General features: G+C 61.8%; 26 protein-coding genes. All 26 read right to left on the bottom strand.

What is annotated here, in order from left to right; all coding sequences use genetic code 11:
* Positions 1 to 44: 44 nt before the first annotated feature.
* Positions 45 to 281 carry a Sec-independent protein translocase subunit TatA gene (gene tatA / locus CSQ95_RS23540; RefSeq protein WP_046683197.1) on the bottom strand — a complete coding sequence of 79 codons (237 nt, stop codon included), beginning with the start codon at positions 279 to 281 and terminating at the stop codon, positions 45 to 47.
* An 80-nt stretch (positions 282 to 361) separates the two neighbouring features.
* Positions 362 to 733, bottom strand: coding sequence for a histidine triad nucleotide-binding protein (locus CSQ95_RS23535; RefSeq protein WP_070313395.1), 372 nt, complete (start codon positions 731 to 733; stop codon positions 362 to 364).
* 15 nt (positions 734 to 748) lie between these two features.
* On the bottom strand, positions 749 to 1,120 hold the full coding sequence (locus CSQ95_RS23530; protein ID WP_034753849.1) for a phosphoribosyl-ATP diphosphatase: 372 nt from the start codon (positions 1,118 to 1,120) through the stop codon (positions 749 to 751).
* Complete coding sequence (gene hisI, locus CSQ95_RS23525; protein WP_070219635.1) at positions 1,117 to 1,554, bottom strand: phosphoribosyl-AMP cyclohydrolase; 438 nt, start codon at positions 1,552 to 1,554, stop codon at positions 1,117 to 1,119. The genes CSQ95_RS23530 and hisI overlap by 4 nt, the downstream gene beginning before the upstream one ends.
* Before the next feature lie 35 nt (positions 1,555 to 1,589).
* On the bottom strand, positions 1,590 to 2,351 hold the full coding sequence (gene hisF / locus CSQ95_RS23520) for an imidazole glycerol phosphate synthase subunit HisF (protein ID WP_070219637.1): 762 nt from the start codon (positions 2,349 to 2,351) through the stop codon (positions 1,590 to 1,592).
* 60 nt (positions 2,352 to 2,411) lie between these two features.
* The gene (hisA, locus tag CSQ95_RS23515; RefSeq protein ID WP_070219639.1) at positions 2,412 to 3,185 is read right to left on the bottom strand and encodes a 1-(5-phosphoribosyl)-5-[(5-phosphoribosylamino)methylideneamino]imidazole-4-carboxamide isomerase; all 774 of its coding nucleotides are present in this window, start codon (positions 3,183 to 3,185) and stop codon (positions 2,412 to 2,414) included.
* Between the two features lie 55 nt (positions 3,186 to 3,240).
* Positions 3,241 to 3,879 (bottom strand): imidazole glycerol phosphate synthase subunit HisH, encoded by a 639-nt coding sequence (hisH, locus tag CSQ95_RS23510; RefSeq protein ID WP_071650181.1) that lies wholly within the window; start codon positions 3,877 to 3,879, stop codon positions 3,241 to 3,243.
* 38 nt (positions 3,880 to 3,917) lie between these two features.
* Positions 3,918 to 4,508: an imidazoleglycerol-phosphate dehydratase HisB gene (hisB, locus tag CSQ95_RS23505; protein WP_010402123.1), complete on the bottom strand. Its 591-nt coding sequence runs from the start codon at positions 4,506 to 4,508 to the stop codon at positions 3,918 to 3,920.
* A gap of 19 nt (positions 4,509 to 4,527) precedes the next feature.
* Positions 4,528 to 5,622, bottom strand: coding sequence for a histidinol-phosphate transaminase (gene hisC / locus CSQ95_RS23500; protein ID WP_099411262.1), 1,095 nt, complete (start codon positions 5,620 to 5,622; stop codon positions 4,528 to 4,530).
* Positions 5,623 to 5,655: 33 nt separating this feature from the next.
* The gene (locus tag CSQ95_RS23495) at positions 5,656 to 6,594 is read right to left on the bottom strand and encodes a site-specific DNA-methyltransferase (RefSeq protein ID WP_373632833.1); all 939 of its coding nucleotides are present in this window, start codon (positions 6,592 to 6,594) and stop codon (positions 5,656 to 5,658) included.
* A complete protein-coding gene (hisD, locus tag CSQ95_RS23490; protein WP_099411261.1) occupies positions 6,591 to 7,916 on the bottom strand; it encodes a histidinol dehydrogenase in 1,326 nt (441 codons plus the stop codon). Before hisD ends, CSQ95_RS23495 begins: the two co-directional genes overlap by 4 nt.
* A 26-nt stretch (positions 7,917 to 7,942) precedes the next feature.
* The gene (gene hisG, locus CSQ95_RS23485) at positions 7,943 to 8,611 is read right to left on the bottom strand and encodes an ATP phosphoribosyltransferase (RefSeq protein ID WP_070219646.1); all 669 of its coding nucleotides are present in this window, start codon (positions 8,609 to 8,611) and stop codon (positions 7,943 to 7,945) included.
* A gap of 146 nt (positions 8,612 to 8,757) precedes the next feature.
* Positions 8,758 to 10,008 (bottom strand): UDP-N-acetylglucosamine 1-carboxyvinyltransferase, encoded by a 1,251-nt coding sequence (gene murA, locus CSQ95_RS23480; protein ID WP_070257789.1) that lies wholly within the window; start codon positions 10,006 to 10,008, stop codon positions 8,758 to 8,760.
* 4 nt (positions 10,009 to 10,012) lie between these two features.
* Entirely contained in the window at positions 10,013 to 10,249 is a 237-nt protein-coding gene (locus tag CSQ95_RS23475) for a BolA family protein (protein WP_034753824.1), read from the bottom strand.
* Positions 10,250 to 10,295: 46 nt separating this feature from the next.
* The gene (locus CSQ95_RS23470; protein ID WP_070290316.1) at positions 10,296 to 11,057 is read right to left on the bottom strand and encodes an ABC transporter permease; all 762 of its coding nucleotides are present in this window, start codon (positions 11,055 to 11,057) and stop codon (positions 10,296 to 10,298) included.
* The gene (locus CSQ95_RS23465) at positions 11,054 to 11,971 is read right to left on the bottom strand and encodes an ABC transporter ATP-binding protein (protein WP_070290317.1); all 918 of its coding nucleotides are present in this window, start codon (positions 11,969 to 11,971) and stop codon (positions 11,054 to 11,056) included. Before CSQ95_RS23465 ends, CSQ95_RS23470 begins: the two co-directional genes overlap by 4 nt.
* Before the next feature lie 210 nt (positions 11,972 to 12,181).
* Positions 12,182 to 12,529 (bottom strand): lipid asymmetry maintenance protein MlaB, encoded by a 348-nt coding sequence (locus tag CSQ95_RS23460; RefSeq protein ID WP_070219654.1) that lies wholly within the window; start codon positions 12,527 to 12,529, stop codon positions 12,182 to 12,184.
* 52 nt (positions 12,530 to 12,581) lie between these two features.
* Positions 12,582 to 13,217 carry a phospholipid-binding protein MlaC gene (locus tag CSQ95_RS23455; RefSeq protein ID WP_070219656.1) on the bottom strand — a complete coding sequence of 212 codons (636 nt, stop codon included), beginning with the start codon at positions 13,215 to 13,217 and terminating at the stop codon, positions 12,582 to 12,584.
* 72 nt (positions 13,218 to 13,289) lie between these two features.
* Positions 13,290 to 14,171 (bottom strand): VacJ family lipoprotein, encoded by an 882-nt coding sequence (locus CSQ95_RS23450; protein WP_099411260.1) that lies wholly within the window; start codon positions 14,169 to 14,171, stop codon positions 13,290 to 13,292.
* Positions 14,168 to 14,638 (bottom strand): outer membrane lipid asymmetry maintenance protein MlaD, encoded by a 471-nt coding sequence (gene mlaD / locus CSQ95_RS23445; RefSeq protein ID WP_070219660.1) that lies wholly within the window; start codon positions 14,636 to 14,638, stop codon positions 14,168 to 14,170. Before mlaD ends, CSQ95_RS23450 begins: the two co-directional genes overlap by 4 nt.
* A gap of 79 nt (positions 14,639 to 14,717) precedes the next feature.
* Positions 14,718 to 15,500, bottom strand: a complete 783-nt coding sequence (mlaE, locus tag CSQ95_RS23440; RefSeq protein WP_070219663.1) for a lipid asymmetry maintenance ABC transporter permease subunit MlaE — start codon at positions 15,498 to 15,500, stop codon at positions 14,718 to 14,720.
* Positions 15,497 to 16,306, bottom strand: a complete 810-nt coding sequence (locus CSQ95_RS23435) for an ABC transporter ATP-binding protein (RefSeq protein ID WP_070290376.1) — start codon at positions 16,304 to 16,306, stop codon at positions 15,497 to 15,499. Before CSQ95_RS23435 ends, mlaE begins: the two co-directional genes overlap by 4 nt.
* 259 nt (positions 16,307 to 16,565) lie before the next feature.
* Complete coding sequence (locus CSQ95_RS23430) at positions 16,566 to 18,029, bottom strand: glutamate synthase subunit beta (RefSeq protein ID WP_070290321.1); 1,464 nt, start codon at positions 18,027 to 18,029, stop codon at positions 16,566 to 16,568.
* A 79-nt stretch (positions 18,030 to 18,108) separates the two neighbouring features.
* Positions 18,109 to 22,809, bottom strand: a complete 4,701-nt coding sequence (locus CSQ95_RS23425) for a glutamate synthase-related protein (protein ID WP_099411259.1) — start codon at positions 22,807 to 22,809, stop codon at positions 18,109 to 18,111.
* 194 nt (positions 22,810 to 23,003) lie between these two features.
* Positions 23,004 to 23,711, bottom strand: coding sequence for a transposase (locus CSQ95_RS23420; protein ID WP_099411258.1), 708 nt, complete (start codon positions 23,709 to 23,711; stop codon positions 23,004 to 23,006).
* A 301-nt stretch (positions 23,712 to 24,012) separates the two neighbouring features.
* Positions 24,013 to 24,693, bottom strand: coding sequence for a response regulator transcription factor (locus tag CSQ95_RS23415; RefSeq protein WP_034753797.1), 681 nt, complete (start codon positions 24,691 to 24,693; stop codon positions 24,013 to 24,015).
* Positions 24,694 to 24,756 lie beyond the last annotated feature (63 nt).

Genomic DNA, 24,756 nt, shown 5'->3' with positions numbered 1-24,756 from the left:
CGGACAAGGCTGTTACCGGACGAGGCAAGCGCCCCGCCACGCTATCAGGACTTGCTTTTCTCTTTCGTTTCCACGTCGATGGTGCTTTTGTCGGCCACTTGCGATGGCGCAGCAGGAGGGGTATTGGCTGCCGGCGCGTCATCGTCGCCCTTGACGCCATCCTTGAAGCCTTTGACGGCCTTGCCGATATCACCGCCGATATTGCCCAGTTTCTTGGTGCCGAAGACCAGCATCACGATAACCAGAACGATCACCCAGTGCCAAATACTCAATGAACCCATCACATTCTCCTTGCGGGACGGTGCCCGAATAGCGTCAACCAATGCCGGTAGTATACACGCGAACCCGGCGCACGGCGAAATCAGTGCTGGCCGCGCCAGGGACGGGGACCGCCGTACACATGCATGTGCAGGTGATACACCTCTTGCCCACCGTTCGGGCCGCTGTTGATCATGGTCTTGAAGCCGCCGGCAGGCGTGCCATCGGCGTCATAGCTGACGGCGCAGCCAAATTCGGCGGCGAGTTTCGGCGCCAGGCGCAGCAGCTTGCCCAGTATTTCCGTATGGCTGTCGTCGCAATCGGACAGGCTGGCCACGTGGCGCTTCGGGATCAACAGCAGATGCACGGGGGCGGCCGGGTTGATGTCCTTGAAGGCCAGCAAGTCGTCATCCTCATACACGATGGTCGAGGGAATTTGTTTTGCAGCAATCTTGCAGAAAATACAGTTATCCACGCACGCTCCAGTAGGTCAGTGTTTGTCTGTTTCGCCAGCGTCGCGCAGCTCGTCCTTGCGCGCCGCCTTTTCCTCGAGGCCGGACAGGCCTTCGCGGCGCGCCAGCTCGTCGAGCACCTGCTGCGGCGTCAGGTCGAACTGCGCCAGCATCACCAGCGAGTGAAACCACAGGTCGGCGCATTCGTACAAGACCTTCGACGGGTCGTTGTCGCGGCGCGCATCCTTGGCGGCCATCACCGTTTCCGTCGCTTCCTCGCCGATTTTTTTCAAAATGGCATCATCGCCCTTGGCAAACAGGCGCGCGACATACGAGGTGGCGGGGTCGCCGCCATTGGCCAGCTTGCGCGATTCGATCACGGCGGCCAGGCGTTTTAACGTTTCACTCATTTGCTCTTGCTTTCCGCATAAATCGTCTCAGGGTCTTTCAGGACGGGGTCGGTGATCTGCCATTCGCCCGTTTTCTCGTCGCCTTCGAACTTCTGGAAGAAGCAAGAATGGCGACCCGTATGGCAGGCGATGCCGCCCGCTTGCTCGATTTTCAGCAAGACCACGTCTTCGTCGCAATCGAGGCGGATTTCCAGCACCTTTTGCGTGTGACCCGATTCTTCGCCCTTGTGCCACAGTTTCTTGCGCGAACGGCTCCAGTATACGGCTTCGCCCAGCTCCACCGTGCGCGCAAGCGCGTCGCGGTTCATCCAGGCGAACATCAGCACGTCATTGCTGCCCGCTTCCTGCGCGATCACGGGCACCAGGCCGTGCTCGTCCCATTTGACCTTTTTCAGCCACTTGGCATTGCTTGCTACGATGGTTCCGTTCTGCATGTTCTTCTATCCCGCTGATATTGACTTGCTTGTCTTTACGCCAGGCGCATGGGGATGCCCTGCTGCGCCATGAAGCGCTTGGCTTCCTGCACCGTGTGCTGGCCATAGTGGAAGATGCTGGCGGCCAGCACGGCGTCCGCCCGGCCCACCTTGATGCCGTCGACCAGGTCTTGCAAGCCGCCCACGCCGCCCGAGGCGATCACGGGAATGCTGACGGCATCGGATACGCCGCGCGTCAGGCCCAGGTCGAAGCCCACCTTGGTGCCGTCGCGGTCCATGCTGGTGAGCAAGATTTCACCGGCGCCCAGGCTTTCCATTTTACGCGCCCATTCGAACGCGTCCAGGCCCGTGGCCGTGCGTCCGCCATGGGTAAACACTTCCCACTTGCCGGGCGACACCTGCTTGGCGTCGATGGCGACGACGATGCATTGCGAACCGTGCTTTTGCGATGCCTCAAACACCAGCTGGGGGTTCGTCACGGCCGAGGTGTTGATGCTGACCTTGTCGGCGCCCGCATTGAGCAGCCGGCGCACGTCTTCCACCACGCGCACGCCGCCGCCCACGGTCAGCGGAATGAACACTTGCGACGCCACCGCTTCGATGATGTCGAAGATCAGGCCGCGGTTGTCGCTCGAAGCGGTAATGTCGAGGAAAGTGATTTCGTCGGCGCCCTGCTCGTCATAGCGGCGGGCGATTTCCACGGGATCGCCCGCGTCGCGCAATTCCGTGAAATTGACGCCTTTGACGACGCGGCCATTGGTCACGTCGAGGCAGGGGATGATACGTTTTGCAAGCATGATGGGTTCCAGATTGTCGCCAGGCCAGGACACGCGCAGGCGCGCCCCGGCCGGGCAGGCTTAAACGGCGGCGTCGGTCAGTTCGTCGGCGCGTTCCTGCGCTTGCGCCAGGTCGATCGTGCCTTCATAGATGGAACGGCCGCAGATCACGCCTTCGATGCCTTCGGCCTGGACTGCGCACAGCGCTTCCACGTCGCCGATGTTGTGCAGGCCGCCCGAAGCGATGACGGGGATCTTGACGGCTTGCGCCAGCTTGACGGTGGCTTCGATATTGATGCCGCCCATCATGCCGTCGCGGCCGATGTCCGTGTAGATGATCGATTCGACGCCGTAGGCTTCGAATTTTTTCGCCAGGTCGATCACTTCGTGGCCCGACATCTTGCTCCAGCCATCGGTTGCCACTTTGCCATCCTTGGCATCGAGGCCGACGATGATGTGGCCCGGGAAGGCACCGCAGGCGTCGTGCAGGAAGCCGGGACTTTTCACGGCCGCCGTGCCGATGATGATGTAGGTGATGCCGGCGTCGAGGTAACGCTCGATGGTGTCGAGGTCGCGGATGCCGCCGCCCAGCTGTACAGGGATTTCCTCGATGTCGTTTTCCACGGCGAAATCCTGCACGGCTTTCAGGATGGCTTTCACGGCGCCTTCGTTCTTCGGCTTGCCGGCAAAGGCGCCGTTCAGGTCGACCAGGTGCAGCCGGCGCGCGCCCTGCATCAGCCAATGGCGGGCCATTTCGGCCGGGTCTTCGGAAAATACGGTGGCAAGTTCCATATCGCCTTGTTTCAGGCGTACGCAGTGACCGTCTTTCAGGTCGATGGCGGGAATAAGCAGCATGGTCAGTGTGGTTTAAAAGTGAGTGAGTGACGGAAAAAAAGCCGGAGAGCCAACGTTAAGGTTGCCAGTGAACGAAGTTCTTGTACAGCTGCAAGCCAGCGGCAGCACTTTTTTCAGGGTGAAACTGTGTCGCGAAAATATTATCACGGGCGACGGCGCAGGCGAACGGCGCGCCATAGACAGTCTCGCCCACCGTGTGCGCCGCCTCTTGAGGTTGAGCAAAATAGCTGTGCACAAAGTAAAAATACGCATTGTCGGCGATACCATCCCACATGACATGGGACGCCGTTTGCCGCACTTGGTTCCAGCCCATTTGCGGCACCTTGAAGCGCGAGCCGTCTTCCTGCACCTGGCCGTCGAGCTGGAAACGCACGACTTTGCCTGGCAGCAAGCCCAAACCGGCCGCGTCGCCCTCTTCGCTGCCGTCGAACAGCATTTGCTCGCCGATGCACACGCCCAGCACGGGCTTGCTGTCGGCGGCGCGCAGCAGCGCCTCCAATACGCCCGATTCGCGCAGACTGCGCATGCAGTCAGGCATGGCGCCCTGGCCCGGCAGGACGATGCGGTCGGCGCTGTCGATGTCGGCAGCGACACCGGAAATGCGCACATCGGCGTCCGGCGCCACGGCACGCAAGGCTTGCGCCACCGAGCGCAAATTGCCCATGCCGTAATCCACCACCACAATTTTATTCATGTTTGATCCCGGAATCTACAATATAGCGAGAGCGGCGCTCACAGGCTGCCCTTGGTCGATGGAATGATGCCGGCCGCGCGCTCGTCGAGCTCGGCAGCCATGCGCAGCGCGCGGCCAAAGGCCTTGAACACGGTTTCGCACTGATGGTGGGCATTCGTGCCGCGCAAGTTGTCGATATGCAAGGTCACGCCCGCGTGGTTGACGAAGCCGCGGAAAAATTCCAGCGTCAGGTCGACGTCGAAGCCGGCGATCATGGCGCGCGTAAACGGGATGTGGTATTCGATGCCAGGGCGGCCCGAGAAATCGAGCACCACGCGCGACAGCGCCTCGTCCAGCGGCACGTAGGCGTGGCCATAGCGGCGGATGCCCTTCTTGTCGCCGATGGCCTTGGCCACGGCCATGCCCAGGGTGATGCCCACGTCTTCCACCGTATGGTGGTTGTCGATATGCACGTCGCCCGTCGCTTCGATATCGAGGTCGATCAAGCCATGGCGGGCGATCTGGTCCAGCATATGGTCGAGGAAGGGCACGCCGGTATTGAGCTTTTGCTGGCCCGTGCCGTCCAGGTTGAGGGCGACGCGAACTTGCGTCTCATTGGTGTTGCGCGTGATTTCTGCGGTGCGGTTCATGGGAGGCTCTGGCGATAGGCTAAACGAGGGATGCCTTGAAGGCATCGTAAAAAAGGGAATTTTCTTCCGGGGTGCTGACGCTGATGCGCAGGCAATTGGCCAGCGCAGCATGCATTTTACTCATATTTTTAATTAAAACCCTGCGGGCAAGCAGTTTTGCGCAAACATCGTCGGAATCTGCCACACGAATCAGAAGAAAATTTGCCTTCGAGGGAAATACCGTCACGCCGGGCAGCTCCGCCAGGCGCCGTGCCAGGTCGTCGCGCGCGCTGTTGAGCAAATCCGCCTGCGCGTTGAGCACGTCGAGGTGTTCGAGCGCGAATTCGGCCGCCGCCTGCGTCAGCACATTCACATTGTACGGCGGACGCACTTTCTCGAACTGCGCCAGCAGGGCCGGCGCGGCCGACATGTAGCCGAGGCGGATGCCGGCCAGGCCCAGTTTCGACACGGTGCGCATCACCACCAGGTTTTCATATTCGGGCAGGCGGCCCATGAAGCTGCGCTGCGCGAACGGCTCGTAGGCTTCGTCGACGACGGCGATGCCCGTGTCGCCCAGGGCGGCGAGGATGCGTTCGATATCGGCAGCGGCGAACAGGTTGCCCGTCGGGTTGTTCGGATAGGCGAGGAAGACCAGCGCCGGGCGGTGCTCTTCGATGGCCGCCAGCATGGCCGGCATGTCCAGGCTGAAGTCGGCCTGCAGCGGCACGCCGACGAAATCCATGCCGGCAAACTGCGCCGAGCGCGCATACATGACGAAGGCCGGCACGGGCGCCAGCAGCACGGCGCGCTGGCCCGGCGCTTGGCGGGCGCAGGCCATGGCCAGGATGGAAATCAGTTCATCGGAGCCGTTGCCCAGCATGACGTCGTAACCGGCGGGCACGCCCAGTTTGGCGCAGATGGCCGCCTGCAGGCTGGCGTACGACGGCGGATAGCGGTTCAGCGCCACGCCGGCCAGGCGCGCGCCCAGTTCCTCGCGCAGCTGCTGCGGCAGCGGATACGGGTTTTCCATCGCATCGAGCTTGATGTAACCGCTGGCATCGGCTACCTGGTAGCTTTTGACGGCCCGCACATCGGCGCGCACGGTGTTGCTGATTAACTGATCGAGGAAAGACATGCTGCAAACACTCCTGATGAAATGAAATGGAGACTAAATGACGACGTCTTCCGGCACGCTAGCGCTGCGCGCCTTGCGGGCCGGCGCTTTTTTCACGGCGGGCGGCTTTTTCACGGCAGCCGTTTTTCTGACCGCCGCCGGCTTTTTCGCCGCCTTGGCGGGCTTGGCCGCGGGCGATGTGGCCGGTTCGGCCAGCTCCTGCGCGAGGGCCGCCAATCGCTGTTCGATGATGGCGCAGTAGTCGGGATTCAATTCAAAACCGACGAAATCGCGCCCGCAGCGCTTGGCCGCCAGGGCCGTGGTGCCGCTGCCCATGAACAGGTCGAGCACCACGCCGCCGGGCGGGCACGACGCCTTGAGCATGCGCTCGATGATTTCGAGCGGCTTTTGGGTCGGGTGGTCGGCCCGTTCCGGGTGTTCCTTGTGCAGGCGCGACACGCTCCACAAGTCTTTCGGGTTGTAGCCCACTTCCAGCCATTTCGCGCCGATGAAGATCGAGCGCGAACGGGCCTTCTTGGTGGCCGCGTCGTAGGCGATGCGCACCGCGTCAAGGTCGAAGTAGTAATCCTTGCGCTTGACGAAGAAGCCGATGGTGTCGTGCACCGATGAAAAGCTGCGCACACTGCCGCCCATGGACGGCACGCGGCGGTCCCAGATGATTTCATTCATCATCGCCATACGCTGTTTGAGCATGACGAAGATTTCCGGCGAATAGCGCCAGGTGAGAAAGATATACAGGCTGCCGTTGGCTTTGAGCTTGGGCAGCGCCGCATCGATCCACTGTTCCGTCCAGCGCAGGTAGTCGGCCACCGACTGCTGGTCCGAGGCATTGCCGTAATCCTTGCCCAGGTTGTACGGCGGATCCGTCAGGATCAGGTCCACCGAGCCATCGGGAATGCGCGCCAGCCCCGCCAGCGCGTCTTCGCAATAGACCCGGTTGACCCAGTCCGGCCGCTCCGCCATATTCGTCATGGCTGCGGCTTCAGACGCAGTTCGGCGCTTCGCGCGTGGGCCTGCAAGCCTTCGCCATACGCCAGCGTGGCGGCGACACGGCCCAGGGTTTGCGCGCCCGCCTCGCTGACGTGAATGATGGACGAACGCTTCTGGAAGTCGTACACGCCCAGCGGCGACGAAAAGCGCGCCGTGCGCGACGTCGGCAGCACGTGATTGGGACCGCAGCAATAGTCGCCCAGCGATTCGGACGAAAAGCGGCCCAGGAACATGGCGCCGGCGTGGCGGATCTGCTCGGCCCACTGCTGCGGGTTGTCCGCCGAGATTTCCAGGTGCTCGGCCGCGATGGCGTTGGCGATCTCGCACGCCTCTTGCATGCTGCGCACCTTGATCAGCGCGCCGCGGTCGGCCAGCGAAGTGCTGATGGTGGCCTGGCGCGGCATCGTCGGCAGCAGCTTGGCGATGCTCTCCTCGACTTGCGCGATGTAGGCCGCGTCGGGGCACAGCAGGATCGCCTGCGCCAGTTCGTCGTGCTCGGCCTGCGAAAACAGGTCCATCGCGACCCAGTCCGGGTCCGTCGTGCCGTCGCACAGCACGAGGATTTCGGAAGGCCCCGCGATCATGTCGATGCCGACGATGCCGAACACGCGGCGCTTGGCGGCCGCCACATAGGCGTTGCCGGGGCCGACGATTTTGTCGACGGCGGCAATCGTCTGCGTGCCGTAGGCCAGCGCGCCGACGGCTTGCGCGCCGCCGATGGTGATCACGCGCGTCACGCCCGCGATCGCGGCGGCGGCCAGCACCATCTGGTTTTTCACGCCATCGGGCGTCGGCACCACCATGATGATTTCGCCCACGCCCGCCACGTGCGCGGGGATGGCGTTCATCAGCACGGACGACGGATACGCTGCCTTGCCGCCCGGGACGTAGATGCCGACCCGGTCCAGCGGCGTGATTTTTTGCCCCAGCACCGTGCCATCGGGCTCGGTGTAAGTAAAACCGCGCAATTCCTCGCGCTGGCGTTCGTGGAAGGCGCGGATGCGCTGCGCGGCGATCTGCAGCGCCTCGCGCTGCGCCGACGGCAGGCCGTTCAGGGCCGCCTGCAGTTCGGCTTGCGAAATATCAAACGCCGCCATTTCCGCCGCGCCGCCATGCGGGATGCGGTCGAAACGGTTGGTGTATTCCAGGACGGCGGCGTCGCCGCGCGTTTTCACGTCGGCCAGGATTTTTGCGACCGACGTTTCAATCGCTGCATCGGTGCCCGCCTCGAACGCCAGCAAGGTGTCGAGCGATTGTTGGAAACCTTCCTGGCTTGAATCGAGCTTGCGTATCTGTATCGGCATAATCGGCTTTCTGCTACTGAATGTGTCTAGGCTTGCGAGGCGCGTTCAAACGCCTCGATAATCGGCTGCAAGCGCTCGCGCTTGAGCTTTAATGCCGCCTGGTTGACCACCAGGCGCGACGAAATTTCCATGATGTGCTCGACCTCGACGAGGTTGTTCGCCCGCAAAGTGCTTCCCGTGCTGACCAGGTCGACGATGGCGTCGGACAGGCCTACCAACGGCGCCAGCTCCATCGAGCCATACAGCTTGATCAGGTCGACGTGCACGCCCTTGGCGGCGAAATGCTCGCGCGCCGTGTGCACGAACTTGGTGGCCACGCGCAAACGCGCGCCCTGGTGCACGGCCTTTTCATAGTCGAAACCGGCCTGCACCGCCACCGACATGCGGCAGGAAGCGATATTCAGGTCGATCGGCTGGTACAGGCCTTCGCCGCCGTGTTCGAGCAAGACATCCTTGCCCGCCACGCCGAAATCGGCCGCGCCGTACTGCACGTAGGTCGGCACGTCGCTGGCGCGCACGATGATGACGCGCACGTTCGGATCGTTGGTGGCCAGAATCAGCTTGCGCGAGGTCTCCGGGTTTTCCAGCACCTTGATGCCGGCCGCTTCCAGCAGCGGCATGGTGTCTTCAAAAATGCGGCCCTTCGAGAGCGCCAGGATCAGCTGGGAGCTGTCGCCGTTGTTCGATCCGTTCATGCTCGTTCCTTACTCATTTATGATTTACAACACCTGACAAAACCGTAGCGAGCGAAAGTGATTTGTGGTCGAGAAGCGCAACTGTACGAAGGTACAGTGAGCATCGGAGGCCGCAAAGCACGACGCGCAGCAGGTTTTGACAGGCGTTACTTGATGCGTACGATGTTGGCGCCAACTGCCGACAACTTCACTTCCATGCGGTCGTAGCCGCGGTCGAGGTGATAGATGCGGTCGATCAGCGTTTCGCCGTCGGCTGCCAGGGCCGCGATCACCAGCGAGGCCGAGGCGCGCAGGTCGGTCGCCATCACGGGCGCGCCGCGCAGCTGCTTGACGCCGGCGATGATGGCCGTGTTGCCCTCGATGGTGATGTCGGCGCCCAGGCGGTTCATTTCCTGCACGTGCATGAAGCGGTTCTCGAAAATCGTCTCGGTGACGCGGCTGGCGCCGTTGGCGATCGTGTTGACGGCCATGAACTGCGCCTGCATGTCGGTCGGGAAGCCCGGGTATTCCGTCGTGCGGAAGCTGACGGGGTTCGGACGGGCCGACATCTCGGCGCGGATCCAGTCGGCGCCGAAGGTCATCGTCAGGCCCATGGCGCGCAGCTTGTCGAGCGCCGCGTCGAGAATGTCGGTGCGCACGTTGCGCAGGGTGATGTCGCCGCCGGTGGCCGCCACGGCGCACAGGAAGGTGCCCGTTTCGATACGGTCGGCGATCACCGCGTGCGAGGCGCCGTGCAAGGCGTCCACGCCCTGGATCACCAGGCGGCTGGTGCCGATGCCGTCGATCTTCGCGCCCATGGCCACCAGCAGGTGCGCCAGGTCGGTCACTTCCGGTTCGCAGGCGGCGTTTTCCAGGATGGTCTCGCCTTCGGCCAGGGTCGCTGCCATCAGCAGGTTTTCGGTGCCAGTGACGGTGATCATGTCGGTGACGATGCGCGCGCCCTTGAGCTTGGCGCACTTGGCGTAGATGTAGCCCGCTTCGATGCGGATCTCGGCGCCCAGCGCCTCTAAACCCTTGATGTGCTGGTCGACGGGACGCGAACCGATGGCGCAGCCGCCCGGCAGCGAGACCTTGGCTTCGCCGAAGCGCGCCAGCATGGGGCCCAGCACGAGGATCGAGGCGCGCATGGTTTTCACCAGTTCATACGGCGCTTCCAGGGTGTCGATGGCGCTGCCGTTGAGAACCACGCGGTCGCCGTCCTGCTGCACTTTCAGGCCCGTCTGGCCCAGCAATTTGAGCATGGTGGCCACGTCGTGCAAATGCGGCACGTTCGTCAGGTCCAGGTCGCCCGCGGTCAGCAGACCCGCGCACAGGATGGGCAGGGCGGCGTTTTTCGCGCCGGAGATGGCGATGTCGCCGTTCAGGCGGTTGCCGCCGTTGATGAGGAGCTTGTCCATGTGCTTATCCTTGGAATTCTTCAGGTGTCAGGGTTTTCATCGACAGCGCGTGGATTTCTTCGCGCATGCGGTCGCCCAGCGCCGCGTAGACGATCTGGTGACGCTGGATCAGGCGCTTGCCGGCAAACGCGGGCGAGACGATCACGGCCTGGAAGTGCTGGCCATCGCCCTCCACTTCGAGGTGCGTGCATTCGAGGCCGGCCGACAGGTAGCCGTGGATCAGTTCTGGAGTGGTGGTCACGATAAGTCCTTGATATTGAATAATGTAGTGATGTGATGTGCCGTAATCAATGGCGCAATCTGTAACCGCTTTTCAGCAGGCGGATCGATGCCAGCGCCAGGATCACGAGGAAGCCGGCGACGATGGAAAGACTGAGCCACGGGCTAACGTCGGACACGCCGAAGAAGCCGTAGCGGAAGCCGTCGATCATGTAGAAGAAGGGGTTCAGGTGCGATACCGTCTGCCAGAATGGCGGCAGCGAGTGGATCGAGTAGAACACGCCCGACAAAAAGGTGGCCGGCATGATCAAAAAGTTCTGGAAGGCGGCCAGCTGGTCGAATTTCTCGGCCCAGATGCCGGCGATCAGGCCCATGGTGCCCAGCATGGCGGCGCCCAGGAAGGCGAAGATGACGATCCACAGCGGCGCGACAAACGACAGGTCGGCGAACCAGCAGGTGATGGCAAACACGCCAAAGCCCACGGCCAGGCCGCGCGCGACGGAAGCGAGTACATACGCCGAGAAGATTTCCCAGTGCGACAGGGGCGTGAGCAGCACGAACACCAGGTTGCCCGTGATCTTAGACTGGATCAGCGAGGACGAGGAATTGGCAAACGCGTTTTGCAGCACGCTCATCATCACCAGGCCGGGAATCAGAAAGGCCGTGTAGCTGACGCCGGGGCTCGGCTCCACGCGGCCGTCGAGCACATGGCCGAACACCAGCAGGTACAGCATCGACGTGAGCACGGGCGCGGCCACGGTTTGCGTCGCCACTTTCCAGAAGCGCAGCGTCTCTTTGTAGACGAGGGTGCGAAATCCTGTCGAAATCATACGGTACCTTTATCCATGATCTGCAAGAAGATATCTTCCAGGTCAGCTTGTTGCAATTGCATTTCATCGATCTCGACGCCCGCTTCGCGCAGGCGGGCGAGGATTTTCTCGACTTCGCTGTATTCGTTGACGCGCAGGCTGAACTTGTTCGGTGCCTGCTGTTCTTCCGGGTGCAGCACCAGGTGCTGCAGGTCGGCCGGCAGGCTGCCGTGTTTCAGGTGCACCTGCAGCTGCGAGCCGGCGATGCGGCGGATCAGCGCCGACATGGTGTCGAGCGCCACCACCTTCCCGCTTTTCAGCATGGCGACGCGCTGGCACATGGCTTGCGCCTCTTCCAGGTAGTGGGTGGTCAGCACGACCGTGTGGCCGCCTTCGCGGTTCAGGCGCGAGATGAACTTCCACAGGGTCTGGCGCAGTTCCACGTCGACGCCGGCCGTCGGTTCATCGAGCACGATGACGGGCGGCTTGTGCACCAGCGCCTGGGCCACGAGCACGCGGCGCTTCATGCCGCCGGACAGGGCGCGCATATTCGTGTCGGCCTTGCCGGTCAGGTCGAGGTTTTCCATGACCTCGTCGATCCACTTGTCGTTGTTCGGCAGGCCGAAGTAGCCGGACTGCAGGCGCAGGGTTTCGCGCACGGTGAAAAACGGGTCGAACACGAGTTCCTGCGGCACCACGCCCAGGTTGCGGCGCGCATTGCGGAAGTCCTTGACCACGTCGTGGCCGTGGATCTTGACGGTGCCCGCGTCGGGGCGTATCAGGCCGGCGATGATGGAAATGAGGGTGGTCTTGCCGGCGCCGTTGGGACCGAGCAGGCCAAAGAACTCGCCTTCTTCGATGGCCAGCGACACGCCGCCCAGCGCCTTGAGCGATTTATAGCTCTTTTCTACATTCGTGATTTGAATTGCGGTCATGTGCTTGTTTCAAGTGTAATGCGTCTGGTGTGATGCGCCGGCTGCCGGGGAAAGCCAGGCTGGCAGGCCGGCGCAGGGCGCCCCTTCCGTGGAGGGTGGCGCAACAGTCAATTATAGTTGGAAACTTCGTGGAACACTTGGAGATCAATCCGGCGGCGCTGCTGGCCTGCCGGCTTGAAAGCTACTGCTGATGCGGGGAGTGGGACAGGATCAATGATGATGCAGGTCGGACGGGCTGCGCTCGGCGTGGCCGCCGGCGCTGGCGCAGTCGTCGGCCGTCAAGGTGCTCGAAACGAGCGAGCAGACGCCATACAACTTGGTGAGGTTTTTCAGGTTGTTCGGCAGGTTTTTCAGCTCCAGCACGCCGCCCGCGTCCTGCGCGGCGCGCTGCCACGTCAGCATGACGGACACGGCGGCCGAATCGACGGCCTTGACATTGCGCAAGTCGAACTTCGTCTGACCCGAGCGGATGGCGTCCAGACCCTGCTCCAATGCCGAAGTGGCATTGTGCACGGTCAGGGAAGTCAGGGACTGCAAGGTGTCGAGAGAGTCGGGCATGGCGTCGGGCTGCGCTGGTCTGGAGCTGGGTCTGGAGCTATATGATAGCCGATTATTTGGCTTTGGCAGCGGGACGGCTGGCCAGGGCCTTGTTTTTTGCCTGCAAGGTCTTGATCAGGCCATCGATGCCGCCCTTGCTGATCTCGCTGGCGAAGCTGCTTTTGTACGTTTCCACCAGCCACGCGCCCAGCACGTTGATGTCATAGATCTTCCAGCCGGACGGGGTTTTCGCCACGCGGTAGTTCAGGGGCACGGGTTCGCCGCGCGCCACGTTGACCTGCGAACGCACTTCCACTTCCGTGTCAGCCGGGTCGGCGCGCAGCGGCTTGAATTCCACGGTTTCGTTCTTGATCTGCGACAGGGCGCCCGAGTACGTGTAGATCAGCAGGGTGCGGAATTCCGCCGACAGCTGCTTTTGCTGGTCCGGCGTGGCGTCGCGCCAGAAGCGGCCGGCGGCCAGGGCCGTCATGCGCTGGAAATCCACGTAAGGCAGGATTTTGCTTTCCACCAACTCGGTGACGCGCTTGATATCGCCAGCCTGGATGGCCTTGTCGTTCTTGGCCGTGTCGATCACGTCCTGGCTGATGCGCTTGACCAAGACGTCCGGCGCTTCGACAGCAGGAGCGGCCTGGGCGGCGGTGGCAAAGGCGATGGTCGCCATCGCCAGCAGTTGTTTCATCAATTTCATGGTTCTACCTTTCATGGTGTTGCTATGCACCGGCTGGCGTTGATCGCAGCCGTGGTGTTTCTGTACCGGAGTTTACTCCTGGGGCCTGGCCTCGGAAGCAACGGTATTGCTACCAGATGTTACGAGGTCCGCTGGCGCCACCTCGGCGGCGGCCGTGGCCGCAGGCGCGTCATTGGCAGCTTGCGGTTTGGCCTCGTACTCCGGCTCGTAATCGCTGGTGTCGTTTTTTGGCACTTTGCGGTCGCGGCGGTCCGTATCGCCGTCGAAAACCTTGCTTTCACGCGCTTGCAGGAAGCCGTCGCGGATGAATTCATAACGGTCCAGCGCGGCCGCTTCCATCAGGTTGGTCGCGTCGAGCAGCGCGGCGCGCTTGTCGACCACGCGCGTCACCGTGCCGATATTGCGTACATTGACGGGATCCTTGTAGCGCCATGGGTCGCCCGCGATATCGAGCGGCAAGGCCACCGTGTCGCGCACGGTCGATGGACCCAGCAGCGGCAGCATCACGTACGGACCCGACTGGACGCCGTACCAGCCCAGGGTCTGGCCAAAGTCTTCGTTATGCTTGGGAATGCCGGCCTGCGACGCGATGTCGATCAGGCCGAGGATGCCGAAGGTCGAGTTCATGCTGACGCGCACGACGTCTTGCAAGCCCGCTTCACCCTTGCCTTGCAGCAAGTTGTTCACGGCACTCCACACATCGGCCAGGTTGCCGAAGAAGTTGCCCACGCCCGTTTGCACGAACGACGGCGTCACCGTCTTGTAGGCCGTGGCAACAGGCTTCAGCGCCACCTGGTCGACGGTATCGTTAAACTTGAACATCGCGCGGTTATACCCTTCCAGCGGGTCGCGCGGATTGGTGCCGGTGGCGCAAGCGCTCACGCTGGCGGCGATGGCCAGGGCCAGGCCGATACGCGCCAGGCTGCCTTGGGGTTTCTTGGTCGACTCGCTCATTTGCTGTCCTTTCCTTCCGCTGCCTTGCTGTAGATGAACTGATTGATCAGGTCTTCCAGCACTGTGGCCGATTGAGTACGGGCGATCTTGTCGCCCTCTGCCAGGTTCGCCAAATCGCCGCCTGCTTCCAGGCCGATATATTGCTCACCCAGCAAACCGGCCGTCAAAATCTTGGCCGAGCTGTCTTTCGGAAATTTGTAGCCATCTTCGATGTCGAGTTTCACCAGCGCCTGATACGTCTTGTCGTCAAAGCGGATCTCCGCCACGCGCCCCACCACCACGCCAGCGCCCTTGACGGGCGCCTGCGGCTTGAGACCGCCAATATTGTCGAACTTGGCCGTAATGGTATACGTCTTGCTGAAAGACAGCGAGCTCATATTGCCGGCCTTGAGCGCCAAAAACATCAATGCCGCCACACCCAGCAAGACGAACAAGCCGACCCAGACATCCAAAGATTTACGTTGCATAAACAATCCTAAATAATTTTTACTTGCCGCACCTGCGCAGAACACTGCCCAGGCCGATAATTTTGTCGCCTATCGGCAATTACTTGCTAAACATCAACGCCGTCATCATGAAATCGAGCCACCACACCATCAACGACGAAATGACCACCGTGCGCGTGGTGGCGCCGGACACGTCTTCCGGCGTCGGCTGCGCCTGGTAACCCTGGAACAGCGCGATGAAGGTCACCGCGATGCCGAACACCAGGCTCTTGATGGTGCCGTTGCCCACTTCTTTCCAGACATCCACGCCGCCTTGCATCTGCGACCAGAACGAGCCTTCATCGACGCCGATCAGCACCACGCCGACCAGGTAGCTGCCGATGATGCCGACGGCCGTGAAGATGGCGCCCAGGATCGGCATGGCGATCACGCCGGCCCAGAAACGGGGCGCCAGCACGCGCTGGATCGGGTTGACGGCCATCATTTCCATGGCCGACAGTTGCTCGCCCGCCTTCATCAGGCCGATTTCCGCCGTCAGCGAGGTGCCGGCGCGGCCGGCGAACAGCAGCGCCGTGACGACAGGGCCCAGTTCGCGCGTCAGCGACAGCGCCACCAGCAAGCCCAGCGACTGCTCGGCGCCATACGTGGTCAAGGTGTAATAGCCTTGCAAACCCAGCACCATGCCGACAAACAGGCCGGAGACGGCGGTAATCACCAGCGAGCGGTTACCGATAAAAAACAGTTGCTCGATCACCAGGCGCGGACGGCGCCACAGGCCGCCCGACGAGGCGATGATGATAAAGAACGAACGCACGGCAAAGCCGAGGTCTTGTACCGAATTGCGCAACCATGCTCCGATCGACGCGAGGAAACGCGCGATCATCGGCCCGCTCCCGCATGCAGGCCCAGGTCGTCGGCCAGCGACTTGCCCGGGTAATGGAACGGCACGGGGCCATCGGCCTCGGCATTGACGAATTGCTTGACGTACGGATGCGTCGACACGGCCATCTCGGCCGGCGTGCCGTGCGCCACAATTTTGCCCGATGACAGAAAATAGACGTAATCAGCGATGGCGAAACACTCCTTCACATCGTGCGATACCAGGATAGACGTGGAGCCCAGCGCATCGTTCAAATTGCGGATCAAATTGGCCGTCACGCCCATGGAAATCGGGTCCAGGCCGGCGAACGGCTCGTCGTACATGATCAGTTCAGGGTCGAGCGCGATGGCGCGCGCCAGCGCGACGCGGCGGCCCATGCCGCCCGAAATCTCGGCCGGCTTCAATTGCGCCGCATTGCGTAAACCCACGGCGTGCAGCTTCATCAGCACCAGGGTGCGGATCAGCTCTTCATTCAAGTCCGTGTGTTCGCGCAGGGGGAACGCCACATTTTCAAACGCCGTCAGGTCCGTAAACAGCGCGCCGTGCTGGAACAGCATGCCCATCTTGCGGCGCAGCCGATACAACTCGTCGGTTCCCAGCGTATGCACGATCTGGCCGTCGACATTCACGGAACCGGAACTGGGGCGCAGCTGCCCGCCGATCAGGCGCAGTACGGTCGTCTTGCCACTGCCGGAGCCACCCATGACGGCCACAACTTTTCCACGTGGGAAATCCATTTGAAGGCCCGATAAAATCGAACGTTCTCCATAGGCAAAGTGTAAATCACGGATCTCAACAAGATTTGGCACGACGAAGCTCACTATTTTAATGGCGTATTGTAGTGCAGAAACGCCAACCTCTGCTGAGACACCCCTTGGGACAGCCCCGTAAAGGGGAAGAATACAACACTAATGAATCGAAAGTCAGATATTGTAGTGGAAATTTGACCTGCGCATCACGCCCCCATCCGCCGGCGTTCACGGCCGTCCACTTGATAACTAAAATAACAAGGGCCACGCCGCAATCCGCGCCGTGGCCCTGTCAAAAAAACGAACAGTTGCTCGTTGATTAGCGTGGCAGCAGGGATGCCCCCATCAGGAACTCATCGACGGCGCGCGCGCACTGGCGCCCTTCGCGGATGGCCCACACCACCAGCGACTGGCCACGGCGCATGTCGCCGGCCGCAAACACCTTGGCCACCGAGGTCTGGTAGCAGCCGGCGCCATCCGTTGTCGCCTTGACATTGCCGCGCGCATCCGTATCGACGCCGAACGCTTGCAACACTTGTTGTACTGGTGAAACAAAACCCATGGCCAGGAAGACCAGGTCCGCCTTCATCTCGAATTCCGAGTTCGGCACTTCGCTCATCTTGCCGTCTTTCCATTCGACTCTGCAGGCGATCAGCTTTTCCACCTTGCCGCCCTTGCCTTCGAAACGCTTGGTGGCCACGGCCCAGTCGCGCTCGCAGCCTTCCTCGTGCGAGGACGAGGTGCGCAGCTTGGTCGGCCAGTACGGCCAGACCAGCGGCTTGTTTTCCTGTTCCGGCGGCTGCGGCATCAGTTCGAACTGGGCCACCGAGGCGGCGCCGTGGCGGTTCGAGGTGCCCACGCAGTCGGAACCCGTATCGCCGCCGCCGATCACCACCACGTGCTTGCCCGTCGCCTTGATCTGGTCCTTGAGCTTGTCGCCCGCGTTGACCTTGTTTTGCAGCGGCAGGAAATCCATGGCGAAGTGCACGCCTTTCAATTCGCGGCCCGGCACGGGCAAGTCGCGCGGCTGCTCGGCGCCGCCGGCCATGATGACGGCGTCAAATTCTTTTTCCAGGTCTTCCGGGAAAATGGTTTCCTTGGCCCAGTTGTTTACATGCGCAGGGAAATCCTTGCCGACCAGCACGCTGGTGCGGAAGACCACGCCTTCGGCTTCCATCTGTTTCACGCGCAGGTCGATGTGCGATTTTTCCATCTTGAAGTCGGGGATGCCATAACGCAGCAAGCCGCCGACCCGGTCGCTCTTTTCAAACACGGTGACGGCATGGCCGGCGCGCGCCAGCTGCTGCGCCGCCGCCAGGCCGGCAGGACCGGAGCCGACGATGGCCACTTTCTTGCCGGTGCTAAAACTCGCCGGCTGCGGCGTGACCCAGCCGTGCTCCCAGCCCATGTCGATGATTTTATGTTCGATCGACTTGATGCCGACCGGATCTTCATGGATGCCCAGGGTACAGGCCGATTCGCACGGCGCCGGGCAGATGCGGCCCGTAAATTCCGGGAAGTTATTCGTCGAATGCAAGATATCGAGCGCTTCGCGGTAGGCGCCGCGGTACACGAGGTCATTCCAGTCGGGAATGATGTTATTCACGGGGCAACCCGTGGTGCAGAAGGGAATGCCGCAATCCATGCAGCGCGCACCCTGCACGGTCGCTTGCGCGTCCGACAGGTGCAAGACGAATTCCTTGTAGTTCTTCAGGCGCGCGGCAGGCTCCAGATAGTGTTCGTCCTGGCGCTTGAATTCCATGAAGCCGGTAATTTTACCCACGATGTTTCCTTTGTATTTGGCTGGCGGGGAGCGGCATGGCCGCTCCCTGGTCATTCATTTGGCAATGAGCTTGGCTGGCTCAGGCGGCGACGGCTTGCACTTCCATGGCGGCATCCGCTGCCATCTCGATCAGCGCGCGCTTGTATTCGTTCGGGAAGACTTTCACGAACTTGCCGCGCGCCGCCGCCCAGTCGTCGAGCAGGACGCGGGCGCGGGTGCTGCCCGTGTGCTTGAAATGACGCTCGATCAGGCGCTTGAGGATGACTTCGTCCGCTTCCGGCACGCCGTCGCGGTGCTGCGTGTGCCAGGCGTCGCGGTCGACATGCTGTTCCGCCGCCGACACGACCTTGTCCAGGCTGACCATGGCCGTGTTGCACTTGCTGGCAAAGTCGCCCGCCGGGTCATACACATAGGCGATACCGCCCGACATGCCGGCCGCGAAGTTGCGTCCCGTGTTGCCCAGGACCACCACCGTGCCGCCCGTCATGTATTCGCAGCCATGGTCGCCCAGGCCCTCGACCACCGTGGTGGCGCCCGAGTTGCGCACGGCAAAGCGTTCACCAGCCACGCCGTTGAAGAAGGCTTCGCCGGCGATGGCGCCGTACAGCACCGTGTTGCCGATGATGATGTTGTCCACGGCCCAGCCGCGGAACTCGGTATTGGGCCGCACGATGATGCGTCCGCCCGACAAGCCTTTACCGACGTAATCGTTGCCCTCGCCCACCAGGTCGATCGTGATGCCGTGCGCCAGGAAGGCACAGGCCGACTGGCCCGCCGTGCCTTGCAACTGGATGTGGATGGTGTCGTCCGGCAAGCCGGCGTGGCCGTACTTCTTCGCCACTTCGCCGGACAGCATGGTGCCCACCGTGCGGTTCAAGTTGCGCACGGGCGAGATGAAGGAGACGCGCTCGCCCTTTTCCAGCGCCGCGCGCGCTTGCGCGATCAGCTTGTGGTCCAGCGCCTTTTCCAGCGCATGGTCCTGGAATTCCACGTGGCGGCAAGCCTGGCCATCCGGGGTTTCCGGCTTGTAGAAAATGGACGAGAAGTCCAGCCCCTGCGCCTTCCAGTGCGAAATCGCCTTCGATTTGTCGAGCAAGTCGACACGGCCGATCAGCTCGTCATACGTGCGGATGCCCAGCTGCGCCATCAATTGACGGGCTTCCTCGGCCACGAAGAAGAAGTAATTGACGACATACTCGGGTTTGCCCGAGAACTTGGCGCGCAGCACCGGATCTTGCGTGGCCACGCCCACCGGGCACGTATTCAAGTGGCATTTGCGCATCATGATGCAGCCTTCGACCACCAGCGGCGCCGTGGCGAAACCGATCTCGTCGGCGCCCAGCAGGGCGGCGATGACCACGTCGCGGCCCGTCTTCATCTGGCCGTCGGCCTGCACGCGGATGCGGCTGCGCAAACCGTTCAAGACCAGCGTTTGTTGCGTTTCAGCCAGACCCAACTCCCACGGCGTGCCCGCGTGTTTCACGGACGACAGAGGCGAGGCGCCCGTGCCACCGTCGTGGCCGGCGACGACCACGTGATCGGCTTTCGCCTTGGTGACGCCGGCAGCGACCGTGCCGATGCCCACTTCCGACACCAGCTTCACGGAAATCGAGGCGCGCGGGTTGGCGTTCTTCAAGTCATGGATCAGCTGCGCCAGATCTTCGATCGAATAGATGTCGTGGTGCGGCGGCGGCGAAATCAGGCCCACGCCCGGCACGGAAAAGCGCAGGCTGGCGATGTATTCGGACACCTTATGGCCCGGCAACTGGCCGCCTTCGCCCGGCTTGGCGCCCTGCGCCATCTTGATCTGGATCTGGTCGGCCGAGTTCAGGTAGGCCGCCGTGACGCCGAAACGTCCCGACGCCACCTGCTTGATGCGCGAGCGCATGGAATCGCCTTCCTGCAGCGGAATATCGACGACGATCTGCTCGGCACCCACGACGGACGCCATGGTGTCGCCCTGGCGGATCGGGATGCCCTTCAATTCCTGCGTGTAGCGGTTCGGATCTTCGCCGCCCTCGCCCGTGTTCGACTTGCCGCCGATGCGGTTCATGGCCACCGCCAGGGTCGCGTGCGCTTCCGTGCTGATGGAGCCGAGCGACATGGCGCCCGTGGCGAAACGCTTGACGATTTCCTTGGCCGGTTCCACTTCGTCGAGCGGGATCGCCTTGGTCGGGTCGAGCTTGAACTCGAACAGGCCGCGCAGGGTCAGGTGGCGACGGCTCTGGTCGTTGATGATTTGCGCATACTCTTTATAGCTGGAGAAATTGTTGCTGCGCGTGGAGTGCTGCAATTTCGCAATCGCGTCCGGCGTCCACATGTGGTCTTCGCCGCGCACGCGGAACGCATACTCGCCGCCCGCGTCGAGCTTATCAACCAGCACGGGATCGTTGCCGAAGGCCAGCGCGTGCAGGCGCAGCGCTTCTTCCGCCACTTCAAACACGCCGATGCCTTCCACGTTCGAGGCCGTGCCCTTGAAATATTTGTCCACCAGCGACTTGTTCAGGCCGATGGCTTCGAAGATTTGCGCGCCGCAGTAGGACATGTAGGTCGAAATGCCCATCTTCGACATGACCTTCATCAAGCCCTTGCCGACCGCCTTGGTGTAGTTATAAATGGCTTTCTCGGCCGACAAGTCGCCGGGCAAGCCGTGCGCCATCTCGGCCAGGGTTTCCATGGCCAGGTACGGGTGGACGGCTTCCGCGCCATAGCCGGCCAGCAAGGCGAAGTGGTGCGTTTCGCGAGCCGAGCCCGTTTCCACGACGAGACCGGTGGACGCCCGTAAACCCTTGCTCACCAGGTGCTGGTGCACGGTGGAGGTGGCCAGCAGCGCGGGAATCGCCACCTGGTCGGCGCAAATGGCGCGGTCCGAAACGATCAAAATATTGTGGCCGGATTTCACGGCATCGACGGCTTCCGCGCACAGCGAGGCCAGGCACGCTTCCACGCCTTCCTTGCCCCAGGCCAGCGGGTAGCAAATATCGAGTTCATACGACTTGAACTTGCCGCCCGTGTGGGCGCTGATGTTGCGCAGACGCGCCATGTCGTCAAAGCCCAGCACGGGCTGCGCCACTTCCAGGCGCATCGGCGGGTTGACGTTGTTGGTATCGAGCAAGTTCGGTTTCGGGCCGATGAAGGACACCAGCGACATCACCATTGCTTCGCGGATCGGGTCGATCGGCGGATTCGTCACTTGCGCGAACAATTGCTTGAAGTAGTTATACAGCGGTTTCAGCTTGTTCGACATGACGGCCAGCGGCGAGTCATTGCCCATCGAGCCCGTCGCCTCTTCGCCGGCCAGTGCCATCGGCGCCATGAGGAATTTCAAGTCTTCCTGCGTGTAGCCGAACGCCTGCTGGCGGTCGAGCAACGATGGCTGGGCTTTTTCGCCCTGTGCGCGGTCTTGCTTGGCTTGTCCTTCGGCCAGCTTGATCTCGTCGAGCTTGATGCGCACCGAGTTGATCCACGCCTTGTACGGCTTGGCGTTGGCGTAAGTGTTTTTCAGTTCCTGGTCGTCGATGATGCGGCCCGCTTCCAGGTCGATCAGGAACATTTTACCGGGCTGCAAGCGCCATTTCTGGATGATTTTCGATTCCGGGATCGGCAGCACGCCCGATTCCGACGCCATCACCACCAGGTCATCGTCCGTGACGATGTAGCGTGCCGGACGCAAGCCGTTGCGGTCCAGGGTGCCGCCGATGTGGCGGCCGTCCGTGAATGCCATGGCGGCGGGGCCGTCCCACGGTTCCATCATGGCCGCGTGGTATTCATAGAAGGCGCGGCGGTTGTCGTCCATCGTCGTGTGGTTTTCCCACGCTTCCGGAATCATCATCATCATCGCCTGGGCGATCGGGTAGCCGGCCATCAGCAGCAGTTCCAGCGCATTGTCGAAGCACGCCGTGTCGGACTGGCCTTCATAGATCAGCGGGAACAGTTTCTGCAGGTCGTCGCCCAGCACGGCCGACTTCATCACGCCTTCGCGCGCGCGCATCCAGTTGAAGTTGCCTTTCACCGTGTTGATCTCGCCGTTATGGGCGATCAGGCGGTAGGGATGGGCCAGCGGCCATTCCGGGAAGGTATTCGTCGAGAAACGCTGGTGCACCAGGGCCAGGGCCGAGATGCAGCGCGCATCCTGCAAGTCCTTGTAGTACACGCCCACCTGGTCGGCCAGCAGCAAGCCTTTGTAGACGATGGTACGGGCCGACATCGACGGCACGAAGAATTCCTTGCCGTGCAACAGCTTCAAGGCCTGGATGGCGTGGCCCGACGATTTGCGGATCACATACAGTTTGCGCTCGAGCGCGTCGGTGACCATGATGTCCGGGCCGCGGCCGATGAAGATCTGGCGGATGACCGGTTCCTTGGCGCGCACGGTGGGCGACATCGGCATGTCCGTATCGATGGGCACGTTGCGCCAGCCCAGCACGACCTGGCCCTCGATGCGCACGGCGCGTTCGATTTCCTGTTCGCAGGCGATGCGCGACGCGTGTTCCTTCGGCAGGAAGACCATACCCACGCCGTATTCGCCAGGCGGCGGCAATTCCACGCCCTGCTTGGCCATTTCTTCGCGGTAGTACTGGTCGGGAATCTGGATCAGGATGCCGGCGCCATCGCCCATCAGCGCATCGGCGCCCACGGCGCCCCGGTGATCGAGGTTTTTCAGAATCAGCAAACCCTGTTCGACGATCGAATGGGTCTTGTTGCCCTTGATATGGGCGACGAAACCGACGCCGCAGGCATCGTGTTCATTGGCTGGGTCGTACAGGCCTTGCGCTTTCATGGGCTTCTCCGCTGCATATGACTATCGAAAAACTAGAGTAGTGCAACGCAACAAAAAACTCAACCAGAAAAATTAGGGTCGGAGTCGAATTAAATTCGATTCCGTCGCTCTAAAAATTTAATAGGGACATAGTCGAAGCCATTTCAATAAAACGTCAGAAAGAAACCATTTTTTGTTTTAAGTGCGAATGCCTTTCAATTGGGGGCGGACTCGGCCACGATTTTGCGGGGACGGCCCCGCTTGGCGGGCAGCACTTGCCGCTGCATTTTCTGCTCCAGCGCCTGCTTGAAAGCGTCGGAACCCAGCGGCCAGCCCTTCAATACAGCCTGTTCCACGGTGTTTACCTGGCTGCTGCCCAGCCCCTGCTCGAACAGGCGCAGATACGCCGCCTCGCGGTCGAACGGCGTATTGCCCAGCGCCCAGTACAGCGCATGGTCGGTGATGACGGGATCAGGCCGCACACCAGCGTGGTGGGCATAGCTGGACCAGCTGTAATCGAGCGCCTGGCCCGCCAACCCCGTTTGCACGGGCACGCATTCCAGGTAACGGCAGCAAGTAAGGAAGAAATTGTCGGGATCGATGACGGAAGTTTTGTAGCGTCCCTGCCACAGCGCCCCTTCACGGCCGTATTTCTGGTTGAAATACGGCACGTAATAGCGCCCCAGCCACTGCATCAGCTGTCCCAGTCCCGTCGCATCGGCTGGCGTCGCCAATAAATGTAGCTGATCTGGCAATAAAACGTAGGCATGGATGGCCACCTTGAACATTTTCGCGCCCGTTTTCAGCCAGGACAGAAATTGGGCATAGTCCGCCACGTCCTGGAACACGCTCTGGCGGTTGCTGCCGCGCTGGATCACGTAATGGGGCAGTGCGGGAATGATGAGGCGGGGCAAACGGGCCATGGCTGATATCATAAAATAAAGGCTAAGGCCTTGATTTTACACACTTGCGAGCGCAGGACACAACTCTGACCCTGTTTTATTTGAAATGCTGGAAAAAGCGATTGACTCTGTCCCTGAATTGTCCTGCAGGAGACTATGCACCTTCGCAGGCGGCAAGTTGGTAGTCCCAACGACCACCATGATCGAGGCAACTATCAATTTTCCACTCCTTGCGCAGCCAGAGAGCGGTACTGGCCAGTGCAACGATCAACAACAGGCCAGATAGGAATCGCCGTTTCATGCTACTGGCCGCCTCTGGCGGTCAGGACAGGTTAAAACTGGCCGACAGGCTGTAGCCCTCGCCATACGCGCTGCGCAGCGGCAAGTCCTGGCCCAGGCCCGTCTTGGCTTTCTTGCGCAGGCGGTACACGAGCATGTCGACGCGGCGGCCCGCATCCGGATCTTCGCCGCCCATGCCGGCCACGATGACGTCGCGCGGCACGGGGCGGGTATTGATGGTCAGCAGGTGCAGGAAGTTGAATTCCTTTTCCGTCAGGGCGATGACGGCGCCCATCAATTCAAGTTGGCGAGCGCTTACTTTCAAGGTCCACTTGCCCGGCTCGGGCACGGGATCTTGCGGGCCGACGCGGCGGTCGAGCGCCTCGATGTGGGCAGCCAGTTCGGGGAATTTGATCGGCTTGGTCAGATAGTGGTCGGCGCCCAGGCGCAAGCCGAGGATGCGGCTGTCGAAGGCGACACGCCCCGTCAGCACCAGCACGCCGATCTGCGGATACAGCTGGCGCATGCGGGGGATGACGTTGAAGCCGTCCTCATCGGGCAAGCCCAGGTCCAGCACGACCACCCCGACATTGCCATGGCTCAACGCCGTCCACATCCCGCCAGCGGAGCTGGTGATATGCACTTCGTGTTCGAGCTCAACGAGAAACTCCGCCATGTCTTCGGCGTAGTCCAGATTGTCTTCGACGATCAGTATTTTCGTCATTGCAACGCCATTCTTCCATTAGTGAGCTACCGTGGGCAAACCATGCCATTCACTTCTGCACCA

The organism is Janthinobacterium sp. BJB304 (assembly GCF_002735765.1).
Taxonomy (GTDB): Bacteria; Pseudomonadota; Gammaproteobacteria; order Burkholderiales; family Burkholderiaceae_D; genus Janthinobacterium.
This window is presented reverse-complemented; position numbering and strand designations above follow the sequence as displayed.

Coding starts and splice junctions, on each gene's coding strand:
- tatA (WP_046683197.1), bottom strand. CDS start 281: ATGGGTTCATTGAGTATTTGGCACTGGGTGATCGTTCTGGTTATCGTG.
- CSQ95_RS23530 (WP_034753849.1), bottom strand. CDS start 1,120: ATGAGTGAAACGTTAAAACGCCTGGCCGCCGTGATCGAATCGCGCAAG.
- hisI (WP_070219635.1), bottom strand. CDS start 1,554: ATGCAGAACGGAACCATCGTAGCAAGCAATGCCAAGTGGCTGAAAAAG.
- hisF (WP_070219637.1), bottom strand. CDS start 2,351: ATGCTTGCAAAACGTATCATCCCCTGCCTCGACGTGACCAATGGCCGC.
- hisA (WP_070219639.1), bottom strand. CDS start 3,185: ATGCTGCTTATTCCCGCCATCGACCTGAAAGACGGTCACTGCGTACGC.
- hisH (WP_071650181.1), bottom strand. CDS start 3,879: ATGAATAAAATTGTGGTGGTGGATTACGGCATGGGCAATTTGCGCTCG.
- hisB (WP_010402123.1), bottom strand. CDS start 4,508: ATGAACCGCACCGCAGAAATCACGCGCAACACCAATGAGACGCAAGTT.
- hisC (WP_099411262.1), bottom strand. CDS start 5,622: ATGTCTTTCCTCGATCAGTTAATCAGCAACACCGTGCGCGCCGATGTG.
- CSQ95_RS23495 (WP_373632833.1), bottom strand. CDS start 6,594: ATGACGAATATGGCGGAGCGGCCGGACTGGGTCAACCGGGTCTATTGC.
- hisD (WP_099411261.1), bottom strand. CDS start 7,916: ATGCCGATACAGATACGCAAGCTCGATTCAAGCCAGGAAGGTTTCCAA.
- hisG (WP_070219646.1), bottom strand. CDS start 8,611: ATGAACGGATCGAACAACGGCGACAGCTCCCAGCTGATCCTGGCGCTC.
- murA (WP_070257789.1), bottom strand. CDS start 10,008: ATGGACAAGCTCCTCATCAACGGCGGCAACCGCCTGAACGGCGACATC.
- CSQ95_RS23470 (WP_070290316.1), bottom strand. CDS start 11,057: ATGATTTCGACAGGATTTCGCACCCTCGTCTACAAAGAGACGCTGCGC.
- CSQ95_RS23465 (WP_070290317.1), bottom strand. CDS start 11,971: ATGACCGCAATTCAAATCACGAATGTAGAAAAGAGCTATAAATCGCTC.
- CSQ95_RS23460 (WP_070219654.1), bottom strand. CDS start 12,529: ATGCCCGACTCTCTCGACACCTTGCAGTCCCTGACTTCCCTGACCGTG.
- CSQ95_RS23455 (WP_070219656.1), bottom strand. CDS start 13,217: ATGAAATTGATGAAACAACTGCTGGCGATGGCGACCATCGCCTTTGCC.
- CSQ95_RS23450 (WP_099411260.1), bottom strand. CDS start 14,171: ATGAGCGAGTCGACCAAGAAACCCCAAGGCAGCCTGGCGCGTATCGGC.
- mlaD (WP_070219660.1), bottom strand. CDS start 14,638: ATGCAACGTAAATCTTTGGATGTCTGGGTCGGCTTGTTCGTCTTGCTG.
- mlaE (WP_070219663.1), bottom strand. CDS start 15,500: ATGATCGCGCGTTTCCTCGCGTCGATCGGAGCATGGTTGCGCAATTCG.
- CSQ95_RS23425 (WP_099411259.1), bottom strand. CDS start 22,809: ATGAAAGCGCAAGGCCTGTACGACCCAGCCAATGAACACGATGCCTGC.
- CSQ95_RS23420 (WP_099411258.1), bottom strand. CDS start 23,711: ATGGCCCGTTTGCCCCGCCTCATCATTCCCGCACTGCCCCATTACGTG.
- CSQ95_RS23415 (WP_034753797.1), bottom strand. CDS start 24,693: ATGACGAAAATACTGATCGTCGAAGACAATCTGGACTACGCCGAAGAC.